20 protein-coding genes are annotated in these 16,019 nt (G+C 62.5%); 8 read left to right on the top strand and 12 right to left on the bottom strand.

Translation table 11 applies throughout. The features are described 5' to 3' along the window. Nucleotides 1-19: 19 nt before the first annotated feature. The 3 genes from ACI48I_RS03375 to ACI48I_RS03365 form a co-directional block, all read right to left on the bottom strand. Nucleotides 20-793, bottom strand: coding sequence for a sulfite exporter TauE/SafE family protein (locus tag ACI48I_RS03375; RefSeq protein ID WP_193688637.1), 774 nt, complete (start codon nucleotides 791-793; stop codon nucleotides 20-22). 267 nt (nucleotides 794-1,060) lie between these two features. Beyond that, on the bottom strand, nucleotides 1,061-1,699 hold the full coding sequence (locus ACI48I_RS03370; protein ID WP_498573331.1) for a peroxiredoxin: 639 nt from the start codon (nucleotides 1,697-1,699) through the stop codon (nucleotides 1,061-1,063). 107 nt (nucleotides 1,700-1,806) lie between these two features. Beyond that, on the bottom strand, nucleotides 1,807-2,193 hold the full coding sequence (locus ACI48I_RS03365) for a diacylglycerol kinase (RefSeq protein ID WP_193688635.1): 387 nt from the start codon (nucleotides 2,191-2,193) through the stop codon (nucleotides 1,807-1,809). Nucleotides 2,194-2,347: 154 nt separating this feature from the next. On the opposite strand from ACI48I_RS03365, the gene ACI48I_RS03360 reads away from it, so the two are divergent. Beyond that, nucleotides 2,348-3,133, top strand: a complete 786-nt coding sequence (locus tag ACI48I_RS03360) for an IclR family transcriptional regulator (RefSeq protein WP_193688634.1) — start codon at nucleotides 2,348-2,350, stop codon at nucleotides 3,131-3,133. Nucleotides 3,134-3,195: 62 nt separating this feature from the next. On the opposite strand, the gene pbpG is transcribed toward ACI48I_RS03360, so the two are convergent. The 3 genes from pbpG to ACI48I_RS03345 form a co-directional block, all read right to left on the bottom strand. Continuing rightward, nucleotides 3,196-4,389 (bottom strand): D-alanyl-D-alanine endopeptidase, encoded by a 1,194-nt coding sequence (pbpG, locus tag ACI48I_RS03355; RefSeq protein ID WP_498573330.1) that lies wholly within the window; start codon nucleotides 4,387-4,389, stop codon nucleotides 3,196-3,198. Between the two features lie 174 nt (nucleotides 4,390-4,563). Then, nucleotides 4,564-5,259: a nitroreductase gene (locus ACI48I_RS03350; protein WP_193688632.1), complete on the bottom strand. Its 696-nt coding sequence runs from the start codon at nucleotides 5,257-5,259 to the stop codon at nucleotides 4,564-4,566. Further along, on the bottom strand, nucleotides 5,256-6,167 hold the full coding sequence (locus ACI48I_RS03345; protein ID WP_193688631.1) for a DMT family transporter: 912 nt from the start codon (nucleotides 6,165-6,167) through the stop codon (nucleotides 5,256-5,258). The genes ACI48I_RS03350 and ACI48I_RS03345 overlap by 4 nt, the downstream gene beginning before the upstream one ends. Before the next feature lie 307 nt (nucleotides 6,168-6,474). Between ACI48I_RS03345 and phaP the strand changes: the two genes are divergently transcribed. Then, complete coding sequence (gene phaP / locus ACI48I_RS03340; protein WP_193688630.1) at nucleotides 6,475-7,056, top strand: TIGR01841 family phasin; 582 nt, start codon at nucleotides 6,475-6,477, stop codon at nucleotides 7,054-7,056. Between the two features lie 235 nt (nucleotides 7,057-7,291). Here phaP and ACI48I_RS03335 read toward each other — a convergent pair whose 3' ends face one another. The 6 genes from ACI48I_RS03335 to ACI48I_RS03310 all read right to left on the bottom strand — a co-directional run bounded on the left by ACI48I_RS03335 (nucleotide 7,292) and on the right by ACI48I_RS03310 (nucleotide 12,585). Further along, complete coding sequence (locus ACI48I_RS03335) at nucleotides 7,292-8,014, bottom strand: ABC transporter ATP-binding protein (RefSeq protein ID WP_193688629.1); 723 nt, start codon at nucleotides 8,012-8,014, stop codon at nucleotides 7,292-7,294. Continuing rightward, a complete protein-coding gene (locus ACI48I_RS03330) occupies nucleotides 8,014-8,781 on the bottom strand; it encodes an ABC transporter ATP-binding protein (RefSeq protein WP_193688628.1) in 768 nt (255 codons plus the stop codon). Before ACI48I_RS03330 ends, ACI48I_RS03335 begins: the two co-directional genes overlap by 1 nt. 14 nt (nucleotides 8,782-8,795) lie before the next feature. After that, the gene (locus ACI48I_RS03325) at nucleotides 8,796-10,010 is read right to left on the bottom strand and encodes an ABC transporter permease subunit (protein ID WP_193688627.1); all 1,215 of its coding nucleotides are present in this window, start codon (nucleotides 10,008-10,010) and stop codon (nucleotides 8,796-8,798) included. A 10-nt stretch (nucleotides 10,011-10,020) separates the two neighbouring features. Continuing rightward, nucleotides 10,021-10,956, bottom strand: coding sequence for a branched-chain amino acid ABC transporter permease (locus ACI48I_RS03320; RefSeq protein ID WP_193688626.1), 936 nt, complete (start codon nucleotides 10,954-10,956; stop codon nucleotides 10,021-10,023). Nucleotides 10,957-11,162: 206 nt separating this feature from the next. After that, on the bottom strand, nucleotides 11,163-12,119 hold the full coding sequence (ispH, locus tag ACI48I_RS03315) for a 4-hydroxy-3-methylbut-2-enyl diphosphate reductase (RefSeq protein ID WP_193688625.1): 957 nt from the start codon (nucleotides 12,117-12,119) through the stop codon (nucleotides 11,163-11,165). A 10-nt stretch (nucleotides 12,120-12,129) separates the two neighbouring features. Further along, complete coding sequence (locus tag ACI48I_RS03310) at nucleotides 12,130-12,585, bottom strand: FKBP-type peptidyl-prolyl cis-trans isomerase (protein ID WP_498573329.1); 456 nt, start codon at nucleotides 12,583-12,585, stop codon at nucleotides 12,130-12,132. Nucleotides 12,586-12,838: 253 nt separating this feature from the next. Here ACI48I_RS03310 and ACI48I_RS03305 point away from each other — a divergent pair, with 253 nt between their 5' ends. The 6 genes from ACI48I_RS03305 to rpmB all read left to right on the top strand — a co-directional run bounded on the left by ACI48I_RS03305 (nucleotide 12,839) and on the right by rpmB (nucleotide 16,016). Further along, a complete protein-coding gene (locus ACI48I_RS03305) occupies nucleotides 12,839-13,327 on the top strand; it encodes an RDD family protein (protein ID WP_498573328.1) in 489 nt (162 codons plus the stop codon). A gap of 214 nt (nucleotides 13,328-13,541) precedes the next feature. After that, nucleotides 13,542-13,901 carry a TetR/AcrR family transcriptional regulator gene (locus tag ACI48I_RS03300; protein ID WP_193688623.1) on the top strand — a complete coding sequence of 120 codons (360 nt, stop codon included), beginning with the start codon at nucleotides 13,542-13,544 and terminating at the stop codon, nucleotides 13,899-13,901. Between the two features lie 10 nt (nucleotides 13,902-13,911). After that, nucleotides 13,912-14,265, top strand: coding sequence for a hypothetical protein (locus ACI48I_RS03295; RefSeq protein WP_193688622.1), 354 nt, complete (start codon nucleotides 13,912-13,914; stop codon nucleotides 14,263-14,265). Between the two features lie 94 nt (nucleotides 14,266-14,359). Next, the gene (locus ACI48I_RS03290) at nucleotides 14,360-14,842 is read left to right on the top strand and encodes an RDD family protein (protein WP_227496699.1); all 483 of its coding nucleotides are present in this window, start codon (nucleotides 14,360-14,362) and stop codon (nucleotides 14,840-14,842) included. Between the two features lie 90 nt (nucleotides 14,843-14,932). Further along, nucleotides 14,933-15,604, top strand: a complete 672-nt coding sequence (gene radC, locus ACI48I_RS03285) for a RadC family protein (RefSeq protein ID WP_498573327.1) — start codon at nucleotides 14,933-14,935, stop codon at nucleotides 15,602-15,604. 175 nt (nucleotides 15,605-15,779) lie between these two features. Then, nucleotides 15,780-16,016 carry a 50S ribosomal protein L28 gene (rpmB, locus tag ACI48I_RS03280; protein WP_193688619.1) on the top strand — a complete coding sequence of 79 codons (237 nt, stop codon included), beginning with the start codon at nucleotides 15,780-15,782 and terminating at the stop codon, nucleotides 16,014-16,016. Nucleotides 16,017-16,019: the final 3 nt, after the last annotated feature.

Here is a 16,019-nt window from a genome sequence, read left to right as displayed (position 1 = left end):
GTGGTGAAGCCTGCACCGTTTAATAGATCAGCTTGAAGGCGACGCCGGTCAGCGTCATCGCCAGTAGCGCGCGCAGGAAGCGTTCCGGCACCTTGCGGGCCAGCATCGAGCCAAGGGTAATGCCCGGCAGGGAACCGATGAGCAGGGTGACCAGCAGCGTCCAGTCGATCGAACCCAGCCACCAGTGGCCGGCGGCGGCAATCGCGGTCAGCGGCACGGCGTAGGCGATGTCGGTGCCGGCCACTTCGGCCGGGGTCAGTTTTGGATACAGCATGACAAGCAGGGTCGCGCCGACGGCGCCGGCGCCGATCGAGGACACGGTGACGAGGGTACCGAGCACCGCGCCGGCGATGATCGTGGCCGCGCTCAAGGCCTTGCCCTGCAGCTGGCGCTCGGGGTGGGCCTTGATCCAGGCCAGCATGCGGCGGCGGAACAGCAATGCGACGACGGTCAGCATGACGGAGCCGGCGATGGAATAGCGGATGATCTGGCCGATGCGTGCGTCGAGCGCGCCGAACTGGCTCAGGATCAGGGTCGCGATCAACGCAGCCGGCAGCGCGCCCAGGCACAGGCGGCGTACGATGGCCCAGTTGACGGTGCCATTGAAACGGTGGGTAATGGTGCCGGCGCTCTTGGTGATCGACGCAAAGGCGAGATCGGTGCCGACCGCGACGGTCGGAGAGATACCGAACAGCAGGGTCAGGAGCGGCGTCATCAGCGAGCCGCCACCCACGCCGGTCATTCCGACCAGCAAGCCGACGGCAAAGCCGGCCGTAATATAAGTCATCAACATGCCCCAAGGGTAAGCTGGGTCAGCCGTGGGACAAACGATGGGTTTCTTATTTACTTATGCGTACAGTGGGAATGGGGGTATCGCAGCCGCGAGTCGATATTCGGAAAATAACGTAGGGTGGGCACTTGTGCCCACGCGGATCACCGATTGATCATGTACGCCCTCAACGGGCATACGTTCCGATGTGCAATCGTTCGAAAGCGTGGGCACAAGTGCCCACCCTACGGTGCGCAGCCGTTCGTCGTTCCGTCAAGGCTGCGGCAAGGCTTACTTGTTCGGCTGCGGCGTCAAGCGCAGATACGGCCGCAGCGCCGTAAAGCCCTTTGGATATTTTTCGGCGATCACGGCCGGATCCTGCACGGTCAGCGGAATGATCACGTCATCCCCATCCTTCCAGTTGCCCGGCGTCGCCACCGAATAGCCGTCGGTCAGCTGCAGCGCGTCGATCACGCGCAGCACTTCGTCGAAGTTGCGGCCAGTGCTCATCGGGTAGGTGATGGTCAGGCGGATCTTTTTCTTCGGGTCGATCACGAACAGCGAACGCACGGTCGCCGTGGCCGACATTTCCGGGTGGATCATGTCGTACAGGGTGGACACCGATTTATCCGCGTCGGCGATGATCGGGAAGCCGACCACGGTCTGCTGGGTTTCCTCGATATCCTTGATCCAGTTCTTGTGCTGCTCGGCCGGGTCGACGGACAGCGCGATCGCCTTGACGTTGCGCTTGTCGAATTCGGGCTTGAGCTTGGCCGTCAGGCCCAGTTCGGTCGTGCAGACCGGCGTGAAGTCGGCCGGGTGCGAAAACAGCACTACCCACGAATCGCCTGCCCACTCGTGAAAGCGGATGCGGCCGATCGTGGAATCCTGCTCGAAATCGGGTGCGGTGTCGCCGAGGCGTAAGGTCATGGTCATCTCCAGGAGTTGGGAAAAGGCACGACGTTCTGATGACGCCGCAGCCGTTCAGCTATTCTGCGGCATTTTTGACAAGTTTGCTCGGCCGTCACTACCTTGTTTTACATGAAGCGGTTGTACAGCACCGTGCCCCAGGTAATCGCGGCCAGCAGCACCGTCAGCCCGACCGCGGCGCTGCCGAAGTCCTTGGCGTTCTTCGACAGAGGATGGCGCTCGAGCGAGATCCGGTCGACCACCGCCTCGATCGCCGAGTTGATGAGTTCGACGATCAGCACCAGCAACAGCACGCCGATCAGCGTCAGTCGCTCGAAGGCGGACACCGGCAGCACGAACGCGAAGATCAGGCCCAGCACGAAGACCAGCAGCTCCTGGCGGAAGGCGTGCTCGATACGCCAGGCCATGACCAGGCCCTGCACGGTATAGCTCGACGCGGCCAGAATGCGTTTAAAGCCGCTCTTGCTCTTGAATTCGCTGGTCTGATGTTCCATTATATTTCTAAGAAGACACGAAGATCCCATTATGCCCGTTCTGCGCCGGGCCGGGAACGCGGCGTACGTTAGATGAACCGTACTAGCAAAATGGTCCCTGCTTTCCGCATTATGGTATAAAGTAAGGACGATACCGCACTGCACCAACCACATCATGAAAATCGAAACCCTTGAAGCGCCCAAGACATCGATCCAGGTGATTGAGCGCATGGTCGCCCTGCTCGACGCACTGGCGACCTATCCCGATCCGGTGAGCCTGAAGGAATTGTCGAAAGTGTCGGGCCTGCATCCCTCCACCGCCCACCGCATTCTCAACGACATGGTCGTCACCCGCTTCGTCGACCGCGTCGAGCCCGGCACCTACCGGCTCGGCATGCGCCTGCTGGAATTGGGCAATGTCGTCAAAAGCCGGCTGTCGGTGCGCGAAGCGGCGCTCGACTTCATGCGCGCCCTGCACAAGAAAACCCAGCAGACCGTGAACCTGTCGGTACGCCAGGGCGACGAGATCGTCTACATCGACCGCGCCTTCTCGGAGCGCTCGGGCATGCAGGTGGTACGCGCGATCGGCGGACGCGGCCCGTTGCACCTCACCTCGACCGGCAAGCTGTTTTTATCGGTGGACGAGGCCAAGGCCATCCGCGCCTATGCCACGCGCACGGGCCTTGCCGGCCACAACAAGAATTCGATCACGGATCTCACCAAGCTCGAGCGCGAGCTGAGCCTGGTACGGGCGCGCGGCTATGCACGCGACAACGAAGAGCTGGAACTGGGCGTGCGCTGCATGGCCGCCGGCATCCATGACGACAGCGGCAAGCTGGTCGCCGGCCTGTCGATCTCGGCGCCGGCCGACCGCCTGCAGGACGAGTGGCTGGACGACCTGGTGCAGACGGCCGGGCAGATTTCGGCGACGCTCGGTTTCCGGGCCGCCTCGGTGGCCTGAGAAACCAACGCCATAAACGACAACGGCGCCCGCGGGCGCCGTTGTTTTTTTCTCCGTACAGGTCAGCGCTTTTGCAGCACGGCTGCCGCCGACACCGCAGAAAACGAGGCCGGGACGGCATCGCTGGTAGCGACCGGGCTCGCCGTCGGCCGGGTGATGCTGTCCGGCGCCAGCGCTTCCAGCCAGCGGCGCATGCGCCCGGCGTCGGCCGTACGCGACATCTTGCCCTTGGAATCGAGGAAGACCATGATCACGTTGCGGCCCTGGATCATCGCCTGCATCACCAGGCAGCGCCCTGCTTCGTTGATGAAACCGGTCTTCTGCAGGCCGATATTCCAGTCCGGCATGCGCACCAGGTAGTTCGTATTGTTGTAGCGCATAGGGCGGCCGCTGGCCTCCACCACCCAGTCCGGATCGGTCGAATACTGGCGCAGCAGCGGCTTCTGGTGCGCATACGCCACCAGTTTCGCCAGGTCGCGGGCGCTCGAGACGTTCTGGCTCGACAGGCCATTGGCGTCGACGTAGCGGGTGTCGTGCATGCCCAGTTCGCGTGCCTTGGCATTCATCGCCGCCACGAAGGCGCTGATTCCGCCGGGGTAGTTTCGTCCCAGGGCCGCCGCCGCACGGTTCTCCGAACTCATCAGCGCGATATGCAGCATATTGCCCCGTGTCATACGCGCGCCGACGGGCAGGCGCGAGCTGCTGAACTTGTGGCGGTCGACGTCGTCCTCGGAAATCGTGAGGACCTGGTTCATGTCCAGGTTCGCTTCGACCACGACCAGGCCGGTCATCAGCTTGGTGATCGAGGCGATCGGCAGCGCGACGTTGGCGTTCTTTTCGAACAGTACTTCCGAACTGTTCTGGTCCATCACGAAAGCCACATTCGAGGCCAGCGACAGCGGATCGCGCGTCTGGTTCAGGCCGGCCAGGTCGCCGACGGTGCGCGCCGCGGGGATCGCCAGCAGGGCCGGCGCGGCACGGCGGATCGTCTGGTAGACGACGCGGCGCTTGCCGTTGACTTTCACGACCCGGCGGATCAGGCGCGGGCGGTCCTCGGCGGCGGCAACGTTTGCCGCTTCCTCGCGCTTGCCCTTGCGGCCGGCCTTGGCCACGGGTTGTCTGGCGGCCCTCTTCTTGACCGCCTGGCGCTTCTGTTTGCTTGAAGCGGCCTGCGCGCCGGCACCGGCGCCGGCGGCCGACACGGGCTCGACGACGAGGAACAGCGAAACCAGGACAGACAACAGGAGCTTCAACATTTCTACTTCCTTTTTACGCGACCGATGAGGCATGAATGAGTGTATTCGCCTCCAACTCAACTGCAAGCGAATTTAACACCCTCGCGTCTATTTTGCCGCACAACAACGGACTGATGCACGATGCATGCGTGCTTGTGCGGCGATCTTTCTCAATTGTGTGACGGGCGCAACACCTTAATTTACAAAATGAACAAAGGTCGACAGCGGCTCGCGTTCGGTCACGAGCGAGTTCTCGATTTTTGAGGGATCGGCCCAGCCCAGCGCCATGCCGCACACGACCCGTTCGTTAGCCGGCAGGCTCAGCTGCTCGGCAATGATGCGGTGGTACTGGGTGAAGGCCGCCTGCGGACAGGTGTCCAGTCCACGTCCGCGCGCCGCCACCATGATGTTCTGCAGGAACATGCCGTAGTCGAGCCAGGAGCCCTGCTCCATGATGCGGTCGATGGTAAAAATCAGGCCGACGGGCGCATCGAAGAAGCGGAAGTTGCGCGCGTGCTGGGCCGCCATGCCGGCCTTGTCCTCGCGCGTGAGGCCGAGCAGGCTGTATAAATCCCAGCCGACTTTGCGGCGGCGGTCGATGAAGGGCGATACCCATTCGCGCGGATAGTAGGCGTATTCCTCGGTGTGCTGGCGCGACAATTCCGGACGCGTGTGCACGGCGAGGATGGCATCCGACAGCGCCGTCCGGGCCTGGCCGGTCAGCACATACACTTTCCAGGGCTGGGTGTTTGTGCCGGAGGGGGCGCGCGCCGCCACTTCCAGGATGCGCGCGATGTCGGCCTGCTCCACCGGCTTGTCGAGGAAGGCGCGGATCGAGCGGCGCGAGGTGATGGCGGCATCGACCGCCTCTTGTTGCTGGCTTGAGATCATGGAAGCTCCTTTTTCTTGACGACGAATGCGACGCCGGTGACGGCCACCACCATGCCCAGCAGTCCAAGCGGACTGAGCGACTCGCCGAACAGCAGCCAGGCCATGACGGCGGTGGTGGGCGGAGTCAGGTACAGGAGGCTGGTCACCTCGGTGGCATTGCTGCGGCGGATGAGTTTGAAGAGAAGGAAGATCGCGCCGATCGACAGCGCGAACACCGACCACAGCAGCGCGACGACGAAGTTGGTGTTCCACACTATTTTAGACAATGCCGGGTCCAACTGTTCGAAAACAATCGCGCATGGCAGCAGTGCGGCGACGGTGGCGGCGAACTGGATCACGGTGCCGGTGCGCAGGTCGAATTGCGGGCAGTAGCGGCGCTGGTACATGGTGCCGGCCGTGATCGACAGCAGCGCGAACAGGCAATACAGGATGGCGCGCGTCGACAATCCCGCCAGGTTGATCTTGGCCGCCACCACCAGGGCGACGCCGCCCAGGCCCAGCAGCAGGCCGAGCCACTGGCGCGGACGCACCCGCTCGCCGATCAGCGGCGCGGCAACTGCGGTCAAAATGGGCTGCATCCCGACGATCAAGGCCGACAGCCCGGCCGGCATGCCGATCTTGATGGCGCACCAAACGCCGCCCAGGTAGCCGGCCTGCAGCAGCAAGCCCGCGACCGCAACATGCTTGATGCGTCCACGCGGCCAGGGCGCGCCCGAGACCAGGACGATAGGCACCAGCACCAGCAGCACGCCGAGGCAGCGCAACAGGAGAAAGGTCAGCGGCGGCGCATACGGCAGGCCGAACTTGGCCACGATGAAGCCGGTACTCCAGAGGAAGACGAAGAAGGCGGGCACCAGCCAGCGGTGCTGCGTGGTGGTTGCGCCTGCGGTTGCGGTGGTGTCGGCCATGGTCTGATCAGTCGGGCGCCGGGACACCGGATGGCGTAGTGCGCGTTGACAAGTCTACCATGGGCGGCAAAACCCTTCCGCTCGCCGCCATGTTGCTCTTTCCTATGAAAAACGCATATAAAGTTGTCTCGAAGTATTTCTTCCGATGCAAGAGAACAACAATCGAAAATCGCATGGTGCGACGCACCAAAATAGCTTGACGCGGCTTCAAAAATGGGCAAAACTTGATTCTGTTGCGGTGCACCATTCAGATTCGCACCGGTTGTTAGCAGCATACCTTCCTATAACGTCTTGTTTGGAGATCCTCATGTTTGCAATCCCAGAGCAGTTCTCGAATGCCACCAAAGCCAATTTCGAAACCCAATTCGCCCTGTTTTCGTCGCTGACCGCGAAAACCTTCGAAAGCGTCGAAAAGCTGGTCGAGCTGAACCTCAATACCGCCCGCGCCACCCTGGCTGACAATTCGGCGACCGCTCGCCAGCTGCTGTCGGCCAAGGACCCGCAAGAGTTCTTCCAGCTGTCCGCCGCCCAGGCCCAGCCTGCCGCCGAGAAAGCCGTCGCCTACAACCGCCAGCTGGCCGCCATCGCCACCGCCAACGGCGCCGAGTTCTCGAAGGCCGCCGAAGGACAGATCGTCGAAGCGAACCGCAAGGTCATCGCCCTGGTCGACGAAGTGAGCAAGAACGCCCCTGCCGGTTCGGAGACCTTCGTCGCCGCCGTCAAGACCGCGATCAGCAACGCCAACGCCGGCTACGAGCAGTTCAGCAAGACCACCAAGCAGGCTGTCGAAGCCATCGAAAGCAACGTCAACGCCGCCGTGTCGCAGTTCTCGCAAGCTGCCGCCAAAGCGCCGGCTGCTGCCAACGCCGCTGCTGCTGCCGCTGCTTAAATTTTACTGGCCCGCTGCGCGCGGGGTGTAAAAAGAAGGGCCGCCCGATTACTCGGGCGGCCCTTTTCTTTGCTGCGTCAACACAATTCATACGGTGTACGCGTGGGCTCGAGAGCCCACCCTACGGTGCACAACGGTCAGTAGTTAGCGGTTGTGTAACGTAGGGTGGGCACTCGTGCCCACGCGTTTCAACACATGCATCGCGGCGCCGCATGCCCCTGCGCAATACGATGGATCATTCGCCGAGATACGCCGCCTGCACCCGCGGATCGTTCAGCATCGCCTGCGCATTCCCCGTCATCGTCACCAGGCCCGAGTCCATCACATACCCCCGGTGCGCCGCCTGCAGCGCCAATTTGGCATTCTGCTCGACCAGCAAAATGGTGATGCCCTGGGCAGACACGTCGCGAATGACTTCGAAAATTTTCTCGACCATGATCGGCGCCAGCCCCATCGACGGTTCGTCCAGCAGCAGCAAGGTCGGGTGGCACATCAGCGCGCGCGCCATGGCCAGCATCTGCTGCTCGCCGCCGGACAGGGTGCCCGCGAGCTGGCCGGAACGTTCCTTCAAACGCGGGAACACGCCGAACCATCTCTCGATATCGGCCGCGATCGCCGCCTTGTCGTCCCGCGTGTAGGCGCCCATCAACAGGTTTTCGTGGATCGTCATGCGGGTGAACACGCCCCGCCCTTCCGGCACCATGGCCAGCTTCTGCTGCACCAGGCGGAAGGATTGCGTACCCGCCAGGGGCTTGCCCAGATAGGACATCGTCCCTTCGACCTTGCAGGCCGGCAGCGTGCCGGTAATCGCTTTCAGCGTCGTCGTCTTGCCGGCGCCGTTCGCGCCGATCAGCGTAACCAGTTCGCCCTTGTTGACCTCGAGGTCGATGCCCTTCACCGCCTTGATGCCGCCGTAGGCCACCTTCAATCCAGCGATCTTCAGAATATTGTCGCTCATCAGTGAGCACCTCCCAGGTAGGCCGCGATCACCGCCGGATCCTTCTGGATCTCGCTTGGCGCGCCTTCGGCGATGCGCTTGCCGTACTCGAGCACGGTAATCCGGTCGCACAGGCCCATCATCAGTTTCACATCGTGTTCGATCAGGAGCACGGTCTTGCCTTCCGCCTTGATTTTGACCAGCAGCTCGCGCAGGGCCAGCTTTTCGGTGGCGTTCATGCCGGCCGCCGGTTCGTCCAGCGCCAGCAACTGCGGATCGGTGGCCAGGGCGCGCGCGATTTCCAGGCGGCGCTGGTCGCCGTAGGACAGGAATTTCGCCGTGCGGCCGGCGAACTGGCCGATGCCGACGAAGTCCAGCAACTCCTGGGCGCGTGCACGGATCGACGCTTCCTCGTCGCGCGCCGCCTTGTGGCGGAAGATGGCGCCGAACACGCCCTGCTTCGAGCGCACGTGGCGCCCGACCATGACGTTTTCCAGCGCCGTCATCTCGCCGAATAAACGGATGTTCTGGAAGGTGCGGGCGATGCCGGCCTTGGCTACCGCATGCGGTGCCGAGGGCGAATACGGTTTGCCGGCCAGCTCGAAACTGCCGCTGTCGGGCTGGTACAGGCCGGTGATGACGTTGAAGAAGGTCGTCTTGCCGGCACCGTTCGGGCCGATCAGGCCGACGATCTGGCCGGGCTGGATCTGGATGCCGACGTCGGTCAGCGCCTGCAGGCCGCCGAAGCGTTTGTTGACGCCGGAAATATTCAGGAGATAGTTGCTCATCGATGTAGGGCGCCTCAGACGGCCGCCGCCTCCTTTTCGTCGTCGCGCGCCAGCGCCGCATTCGGGCGCTGTTCCCGGTTCGGCGACGGCCACAGGCCTGCCGGGCGCACCAGCATGATGGCGACCAGCGCCAGGCCGTACAGCAGCTGGCGCAGCACCTCGGCTTCGATGATCACCTTGCCGAACATCGCCATCTGCGCCGGTTCGACCACGTGGCGCAGCACTTCCGGCAGGGCCGCCAGCAGCACGCCTCCCAGCACCACGCCCGGGATATGACCGATTCCGCCGAGCACCACCATCGCCAGCACGGCGATCGATTCGGTCAGCGAGAACGATTCAGGAGAAACAAAGCCCTGGAAGGCGCCGAACATCGCGCCGGCCACGCCGCCGAAGGAAGCGCCCATCGAAAAGGCGAGCAGCTTGACGTTGCGGGTATTGATGCCCATCGCCTTGGCCGCGATTTCGTCTTCGCGGATCGCGACCCAGGCGCGGCCCAGGCGCGAATGCTGCAGGCGGCTGGTAATGAAGATGGTTGCGATGCACAGCGCCAGGAACAGGAAGTAATAGGCGTTCACCGAAGGCATGCCGTAGCCGCCGATATACACCGTCGACTGTGAGCCCGCTTCGCCGGCGAGCGACACGCCGAAGATGCGGATCGGATCGATCATGTTGATGCCCTGCGGCCCGTTCGTGAAATTGATCGGGTCGTTCAGGTTGTTCATGAAGATGCGGATGATCTCGCCGAAGCCGAGGGTGACGATGGCAAGATAATCGCCGCGCAGTTTCAGCGTCGGCGCACCCAGCAGCGCGCCGAAGAATCCCGCCACCAGGCCGGCCAGCGGCACGATTGCCCACACCGACAGGTGGATGCCGTTTTGCTGGATGTCCGGGCCAAATAAGGCAATCAGGGATTCCCCGATCGCCGGATGGTAATTCACGACGGACTCGAGCAAGGCTGCAAACTGCGGCGACGAGAACAGGCCGGTGAGATAAGCGCCGACGGCGAAGAAGGCGATGTAGCCGAGGTCGAGCAGGCCGGCGAAGCCGACCACGATGTTCAGGCCGAGCGCCAGCATGATGTACAGGAGCGCGATGTCGATGATGCGCACCCAGGAATTGCCGTACTGGGCGGCAAAGAATGGGAAAGCCAGCATCAGGGCCAGCAGCAGGCCCATGGTGACATAGGCCTGGCGCTTGTTGTGGTGGACGTCGAAAGTAAGGAAGGCCATGACGAACTCCTCAGGCGCGGTCGGCCACGCGCTCGCCCATGATGCCGGACGGACGCAGGGTCAGGACCAGGATCAGCACCACGAAGGCGAAGATGTCCTGGTAATGGCTGCCGAGGAAGCCCCCGGTCAGGTCGCCGATATAGCCGGCGCCGAGCGCCTCGATGATGCCGAGCAGGAGGCCGCCGATCATGGCGCCGTAGATATTCCCGATCCCGCCCAGCACCGCGGCGCAGAAAGCTTTCAAGCCTGGCAGCACGCCCATCGTAAAGGTGATCGAGGCGTAGTTCGCGCCCCACATCACGCCGGCGACGGCCGCCAGCGCGGCGCCGATGGCAAAGGTGGCGACGATCACGCTGTTCGAATCGACGCCCATCAGGCCGGCCACGCGCGGGTTCTCGGCCACCGCGCGCATGGCTCTCCCCATCTTGGTGCGCTCGACCAGCAGCACGAGCCCCACCATGGCCAGCGCGGCGAGCACCAGCAGCAATACCTGGGTCTGCGAAATCATGGCACCGCCCAGCATGATCGGATCCGAGGACAACAGTTGCGGGAAAGGCAGCGGGCTGCGGCCCCACCACGGCATGGCCATGACGAAGGTCTGCAGCAGGATCGAGACGCCGATCGCGGTGATCAGCGGCGCCAGGCGCGGCGCGTTGCGCAGGCGGCGGTAGGCGATGCGTTCGATGAGGACATTCACCAGCATGGCGACGGGAATCGCGCCGAGGATGGCGATGGTGAGCTGGATGAAGCCCGGCAGGCCCGGGAAATGGTGTTCAAGCAGTTGCAGGATCGACAGGCCGACCATCGCCCCGATCATCAGGACGTCGCCATGGGCAAAATTGATGAGGTTCAGCACCCCGTAGACCATCGTGTACCCAAGCGCGACCAGTGCATACATGCTGCCTAGCACCAGCCCGTTGAGTATCTGCTGGACAAAAGTCTCCATCTTTTCCGCACCTCTATATTTCGATAACAAAAACGGCACCCCGAGAATCCCGAAGTGCCGCTCATTGGCCTGCCGCCGTTTCCATCGGCAAGGGAAAAACAGTTGCCGCTATAAACATTCCGAGCGTCGCCATCATAGCGAGCTTTTTGAAAAACTAACAACGGAAAGTTGTAGCAGCTCCTGTGTTATCGAATTATCAGCAAGACTTATGCCACCTCGCTGCGGGCGCCGTCCAACCCCTTCGGCAGCGGGAAAGTGACGTGCTCCTCCACGCCCTCGAGCGCACGCACGCTGGCCGCGCCCAGTTCCTTCAGGCGGTCGATGACGGCCTGCACCAGCACTTCCGGGGCCGAGGCGCCGGCGGTGAGGCCGATACGCTTTTTGCCGGCGATCCACTGGGGGTCGATCATGTCGGCCTGGTCGATCATGTAGGCAGGCGTGCCCAGCTTGTCGGCCAGCTCGCGCAGGCGGTTCGAGTTCGAGCTGTTCGGGCTGCCGACCACGATCACCACTTCCACCTGCGGCGCCATGAACTTCACGGCTTCCTGGCGGTTGGTGGTGGCATAGCAGATATCGCCCTTCTTCGGCTCCATGATGTTCGGGAAGCGCGCTTTCAGGGCCGCGATGATCTCGGCGGTGTCGTCGACCGACAGCGTGGTCTGCGAGACATAGGCCAGCAGGTCGGGATTGGCGACCTGCAGCTTCGCTACGTCCTCGACGGTTTCGACGAGGTGCATGCCCTCTTCCGCCTGGCCCATCGTGCCTTCGACTTCCGGATGGCCGTCGTGGCCGATCATGACGATTTCGGCGCCCTGCTTGCGCATCTTCGAGACCTCGACGTGCACTTTGGTCACGAGTGGACAGGTGGCGTCGAAGATCTTGAGGCCGCGCGATTCGGCTTCCTGGCGCACGGCTTTCGAGACGCCGTGGGCCGAGAACACCAGGGTGTTGCCGGCCGGAACATCGTCGAGATCTTCGATGAAGATCGCGCCCTTGTTGCGCAGGTCTTCCACCACGAATTTGTTGTGGACAATCTCATGGCGTACGTAGATCGGCGCGCCGAACTGCTGCAGGGCGCGTTCGACGATCTCGATGGCACGGTCGACACCGGCGCAAAAGCCGCGCGGCTGGGCAAGCAGAATCTCGTTTTCCACGTTTTCCATAGTATTCCTGTTACAGGACCGAAATCAGTTTCACTTCGAAATGCAGATCCTGGCCGGCCAACGGATGGTTGAAGTCGAACAGGGCGGCATCGTCGCGCATCTCGCGCAGCATGCCGGCAAAGCGGCCGCCGCCCGGTGCGGCGAAGTCGACCAGGTCGCCCGCCTTGTAGTCGGCGTCGGGCACCGAATTCTCGTCGAGCGTCGCTTTCGAGACCCACTGGATCAGCTCGGGATTGCGGTCGCCGAAACCTTCGGCGGCAGTCAGGGTGAAGGTTTTATGCTCACCCTCGGCCATGCCGAGCAGGCGTTCTTCGAGGAAGGGAGCGAGCTGGCCCTGGCCCAGCATCAGCGTGGCCGGGTTGGTGCCGAAGGTCGTGACGATGTCGGTACCGTCCGCGCCGGCAAGGCGGTAGTGCAGGGTCAGGTAGGCCGATTCGGTGACGACAGCAGGGGAAGCGTTGGACATGTTATTTGTTGTGGCGGGCAAACCGCTATTGTAAGGCCTTAGGCCTTTTCCCGCCTCCGGGCGCTGCTGTTTTCGGCACTCGTTGCGACTGGAAAAATCGTTTTTGCCCGGACTGTCGCGTCCGCACATCGACATGATGATGATGAGCAAACAATTGCATGCGCCTGCGTTCACGCGGGGGCACGCTGCGTCAATAGTGCTAAGGTCGATCGTGTTTCCCACAAGCAATCCCTTAACTACCCAGGAGCAAATCATGGTATCGATGGAATCCGAACTGGTGTATGCAGGCTTTTGGCAACGCGCTGGCGCTTATTTCCTTGACGGTCTTCTTATCTACCTCATCATCTATCCTTTACTGCTGATGGTGTATGGCATAAGCTACCTGGAGGACCCGAATGCCTACTGGGGCCCCATGCAACCGCTGATTTCCTACGGTGTCGCACCTGTCCTGATCCTGCTGTTCTGGATGCACAAGTCGCGCACGCCGGGAAAAATGGCCATTGCCGCCACCATCGTCGACGCGCGAACGGGCGCAAAACCGAGTACGAAACAATTCCTGCTTCGCTACTTCGGTTACTTGCTGTCCACGTTGCCGCTCTTCCTTGGCTTTCTCTGGGTCGTGTTTGATGGACGCAAGCAAGGCTGGCACGACAAGCTTGCCGGCACCGTGGTCGTGCGGCGCAAGGCAGGCGCGTCGGACCCGGTACGCTTCGAAGGAGCGGCGCCCAAAACGACGGCCTGAGGCGCCCTGTTCCAGACGGACCAGCTCCTGTCTTTCCCCGATAATCCCCGCATCCTCCTTTGCGACAGCGGAGCATCCATGGCATCGATAGCCGTGGATGCTCCGCCGTTCCGTTCACGCCGCCATTATTTACCGATCGTTCCAGAATAATTGTTGACCGACCGTTCCAGAATTGGCAGAATAGGCTGTCAATGCAACCAACTGGATCGATCACATGGCACGACCGCGGAATTTCACGGAAGACGCCGTCCTGGCCCAGGCCGCCGACCTGTTTGCCCGCCTTGGCTACAACGCGGCATCGATCGACGACTTGCTGGCGGCAACCGGCCTGCAGCGCGGCAGCCTGTATAAAGCCTTCGGCTCGAAACGCAACCTGTTCGAGAAGGTGCTGGCGGGCGCGCTCGCCCCGGGCTGGACCGCCAGGCCCGCCGCGGTCGACCTCCTGATCGTCGCATTGAAAGAGCTGGTCCCGGATGACGCGCCGATTGCCGGGCTGTGCCGGCAGGCGATCGCAGAATCGGGGCCCGAGACCGCGCACCTGCTCGGGGCGCGGCTACTGGAACACCTGAACTGAAAGGAAGGTCATGCCCGTACTCGAACTGACGAAGGACGAACTGGTGGTGCGCCTGAGCGCATGGGAGGCGGTGGCTTCGGTCCACCGGAGCATCCGCATTCCGCTCGCGAACGTGCGCGGCGCTACCGCCGACGAGGGCTTTCGCGGCCGTGAGCTCGGCCTGCGCGCGCCCGGGACGGGTTTGCCCGGCGTCCTGCACGCCGGCACCTTCTACAAGGATGGCGACCGGCAGTTCGTCTTCATCGGCCCCAACACCCATCCAGTCGTCATCGAACTGGCCAACGAAAAGTGGAACCGCATCGTGCTCGGCGTCGAGGATGCGCGCCGCACGGCGGCCGAGGTGAGCAGCGCCGTTCAGCGGTAACCCGCCTGAGCCGCGCATTCATTGCGCCCCGCCCTGCATTGATGCTACCGTTGGCGCCGCGGCCACTTCCGGCCGCGTTTCCTGGAGCATGATAGTGGTCGATGACACCCAATATGAATACGCCGGCTTCTGGGCCCGGGTCGGAGCCGCACTGATCGATACGATCCTGGTGTCGTTTCTCACGATACCGCTGGTGCGCATCATATATGGCGGCGACGACACGAGCGCGCTGCCGTTTCGGGGACCGGCCGACATCCTCATTTCCTTCGTGCTGCCGGCCCTTGCGGTCGTTGTCTTCTGGGTTGCACGCGGCGCGACGCCGGGCAAGATGGCTATCTCCGCCCAGGTCGTCGACGCCCGCACCGGCAACAAACCCAGTACAGGCCAGGCGATCGGTCGCTATCTCGGCTACTACGTCTCGACCATCCCCTTTGGCCTGGGCCTGATCTGGGTCGCCTTCGATCCGAAGAAACAGGGATGGCACGACAAGCTGGCCGGCACGGTCGTCATCCGGCGCAAGGGCGGAGCGGTCCAGCCGGTCAGTTTCGAGCGCGCCACGAAGGACAAGGCCGTCTAGCCGCCAGCCTGCCGCACCTCAGCGGCAGATCAGAACCGCATCTTTTCCGATGCCCATAATCGGCCCTCCCCTTGACTACTGAGGAGCGCTATGGGCATCAACGATTGGCCGGAACAGGACCGGCCGCGCGAACGGCTGGCGCGCGAAGGATCGGCCGCCTTGTCGAACGCCGAATTGCTGGCAATTTTTCTGCGCGTCGGCGTACGCGGGCGCAGCGCGGTTGAACTCGGCAGCCACATGCTGGAACACTTCGGCTCGCTGCAGCGCCTGCTGCACGCGACGCCCCAGGAATTCTCGCAGGTACACGGCCTCGGGCTGGCCAAGTACGCGCAACTGCAGGCGGTGATGGAATTGTCGCGCCGCGCGATCTCGGAACAGTTTTTCAGACAAGCGCTGTGTTCGCCCGACGTGGTGAAAGCCTATTTGCGCGGCAAGTTCGGCTTGCAGCCCTACGAATCCTTCGTCGTCCTGTTCGTCGACGTCAAGAACCGCCTGATCGACGCCCAGGAAATGTTCAAGGGGACCCTCACCCACACCAGCGTCTATCCGAGGGAAGTCGTGATGGCGGCATTACGCCGGAATGCGTCAGGCGTGATGCTGGCGCACAACCATCCTTCCGGCATGCCGGAACCGAGCGAAGCCGACCTGGCGCTCACGCGTGCCTTGACTGGGGCGCTGGCCCTGATCGACGTGCGCGTGCTCGACCATTTTGTGGTGGCGGGGACACAGGTGCATTCCTTCGCCGAGCACGGCCAGCTTTGAGTTCATCGTTCAATTACCTGCGCCAAAACAAGGCCCTGGCGACGATCTTACAATTGTTAAATTGAAGCACATAAGTAAGACACAATTGTTTTTCGCAAGTGATTGATTCCGCGACGGTTTTCACGCTATACTCTCGTTTTTCCGAATTCGGAAGTTTATCTTTAAGGAGTGCGCTATGGCACGTGTCTGCCAAGTTACTGGCAAGGGACCGATGGTTGGCAACAACGTCTCCCACGCAAACAACAAAACGAAACGCCGTTTCCTGCCTAACCTGCAGAACCGTCGCATCTACGTCGAATCCGAAAACCGTTGGGTCTCGCTGCGTTTGTCGAACGCCGGCCTGCGCGTCATCGACAAGCTGGGCATCGACGCCGTTCTGGCCGACATGCGCGCTCGTGGCGAAAAAGTCTAATTA

It is taken from the genome of Massilia sp. LXY-5, assembly GCF_059801075.1.
This window is presented reverse-complemented; position numbering and strand designations above follow the sequence as displayed.

What these genes read in the sequence shown, in the direction of transcription:
- rpmB (WP_193688619.1), top strand. Translation starts at nt 15,780, where the DNA reads ATGGCACGTGTCTGCCAAGTTACTGGCAAGGGACCGATGGTTGGCAAC.
- ACI48I_RS03300 (WP_193688623.1), top strand. Translation starts at nt 13,542, where the DNA reads ATGGCACGACCGCGGAATTTCACGGAAGACGCCGTCCTGGCCCAGGCC.
- ACI48I_RS03370 (WP_498573331.1), bottom strand. Translation starts at nt 1,699, where the DNA reads ATGACCTTACGCCTCGGCGACACCGCACCCGATTTCGAGCAGGATTCC.
- ACI48I_RS03305 (WP_498573328.1), top strand. Translation starts at nt 12,839, where the DNA reads ATGGTATCGATGGAATCCGAACTGGTGTATGCAGGCTTTTGGCAACGC.
- ACI48I_RS03325 (WP_193688627.1), bottom strand. Translation starts at nt 10,010, where the DNA reads ATGGCCTTCCTTACTTTCGACGTCCACCACAACAAGCGCCAGGCCTAT.
- radC (WP_498573327.1), top strand. Translation starts at nt 14,933, where the DNA reads ATGGGCATCAACGATTGGCCGGAACAGGACCGGCCGCGCGAACGGCTG.
- ACI48I_RS03310 (WP_498573329.1), bottom strand. Translation starts at nt 12,585, where the DNA reads ATGTCCAACGCTTCCCCTGCTGTCGTCACCGAATCGGCCTACCTGACC.
- ispH (WP_193688625.1), bottom strand. Translation starts at nt 12,119, where the DNA reads ATGGAAAACGTGGAAAACGAGATTCTGCTTGCCCAGCCGCGCGGCTTT.
- ACI48I_RS03335 (WP_193688629.1), bottom strand. Translation starts at nt 8,014, where the DNA reads ATGAGCGACAATATTCTGAAGATCGCTGGATTGAAGGTGGCCTACGGC.
- ACI48I_RS03295 (WP_193688622.1), top strand. Translation starts at nt 13,912, where the DNA reads ATGCCCGTACTCGAACTGACGAAGGACGAACTGGTGGTGCGCCTGAGC.
- ACI48I_RS03365 (WP_193688635.1), bottom strand. Translation starts at nt 2,193, where the DNA reads ATGGAACATCAGACCAGCGAATTCAAGAGCAAGAGCGGCTTTAAACGC.
- ACI48I_RS03350 (WP_193688632.1), bottom strand. Translation starts at nt 5,259, where the DNA reads ATGATCTCAAGCCAGCAACAAGAGGCGGTCGATGCCGCCATCACCTCG.
- ACI48I_RS03330 (WP_193688628.1), bottom strand. Translation starts at nt 8,781, where the DNA reads ATGAGCAACTATCTCCTGAATATTTCCGGCGTCAACAAACGCTTCGGC.
- pbpG (WP_498573330.1), bottom strand. Translation starts at nt 4,389, where the DNA reads ATGTTGAAGCTCCTGTTGTCTGTCCTGGTTTCGCTGTTCCTCGTCGTC.
- ACI48I_RS03345 (WP_193688631.1), bottom strand. Translation starts at nt 6,167, where the DNA reads ATGGCCGACACCACCGCAACCGCAGGCGCAACCACCACGCAGCACCGC.
- ACI48I_RS03360 (WP_193688634.1), top strand. Translation starts at nt 2,348, where the DNA reads ATGAAAATCGAAACCCTTGAAGCGCCCAAGACATCGATCCAGGTGATT.
- phaP (WP_193688630.1), top strand. Translation starts at nt 6,475, where the DNA reads ATGTTTGCAATCCCAGAGCAGTTCTCGAATGCCACCAAAGCCAATTTC.
- ACI48I_RS03320 (WP_193688626.1), bottom strand. Translation starts at nt 10,956, where the DNA reads ATGGAGACTTTTGTCCAGCAGATACTCAACGGGCTGGTGCTAGGCAGC.
- ACI48I_RS03375 (WP_193688637.1), bottom strand. Translation starts at nt 793, where the DNA reads ATGTTGATGACTTATATTACGGCCGGCTTTGCCGTCGGCTTGCTGGTC.